General features: G+C 70.2%; 1 protein-coding gene. It reads right to left on the reverse strand.

The window, feature by feature from the left end; translation table 11 throughout:
* Nucleotides 1-1,162 (reverse strand): condensation domain-containing protein (locus tag ACWD4P_RS38410; protein ID WP_449782846.1); only part of this gene is annotated, 1,162 nt, incomplete at both ends.

A 1,162-nucleotide genomic window follows, 5' to 3' on the forward strand; every position in this document is an offset into this window, starting at 1 on the left:
ACCGAACCCCCCGGCACCGGACCCCCACCACCACCCCACCCCGACACGATCAACTCACGCTCGCCACCCACCAACACATCCACCGAACCCACCACTCGCCCCGCATCCACCACCATCGCGGACAGCACCCGCCGCAAACGCTCCGCGAGCAAGCCGACAGTGCCGTGGTCGAACAGATCGGTGGCGTAGTGGAGGACGCCGAGGATGCCCGCGGGCGCGTTGGCCGCGTCGCGGTTCTCGACGCAGGTGAGGTTGAGGTCGAACTTGACGGGCGGCGTCCCGAACGGCTCGGACTCCGCGGTGAGGCCCGGCAGCCGGAGGGCGCCCCCCTCGTTGTTCTGCAGGACCAGCATGACCTGGAACAGGGGGTGCACCGAGGCCGAGCGAACCGGGTTCAGCTCCTCCACCAACCGCTCGAACGGCATGTCCTGGTTCGAGAACGCCGCCAGATCCGCCTCCCGGACCCGACCCAGCAGCTCGTCGAACGTCGGCGAGCCCGACAGGTCGGTCCGCAGGACGAGCGTGTTCACGAAGAACCCGACCAACTCGTCCAGCGCCTCGTCCGTACGCCCGGCCACCACCGTGCCGATCGGGATGTCGGTGCCGGCGCCCATCTGCGACAGCAGCGCGGCCACCGCCGCGTGCAGCACCATGAACAGGGTGACGCCGTTCCGGCGTGCCAACGCGTCGAGTCCGGCGTGGAGTTCGGCGTCGAGGTGGAACTCCAGCAGTTCGCCCTCACCCGAAGCGGTGGCCGGGCGGGCCCGGTCCAGGGGCAGCGCGAGCTCCTGCGGGAGGTCCCGCAACACCTGCGACCAGTGAGCGAGTTGCTGGTCCATGACCTCATCGAGCTGGTGGTGCTGCCAGAGCGTGTAGTCCGCGTACTGGACGGCCAGCGGCTCCCAGTCCGGTACGGCACCGGCCAGACGGGCCTGGTAGGCCGCCGCGACGCCCGACCAGAGCACGCCGGAGGACCAGCCGTCGCTGGCAATGTGGTGCAGGGTCAGCACCAGCACCGACTCGTCCTCGCCGAGGGTGAACAGCACGACCCGCAGCGGGAGTTCGGCCGAGAGGTCGAAGACGGTGAAGGCCTCGGCCGAGATCCGCTCCGCCACCTCCTCCTCCCCGCACTCCACGACCGCGAACGGCACCCGGACCTCCC

The organism is Kitasatospora sp. NPDC002543, from assembly GCF_053594915.1.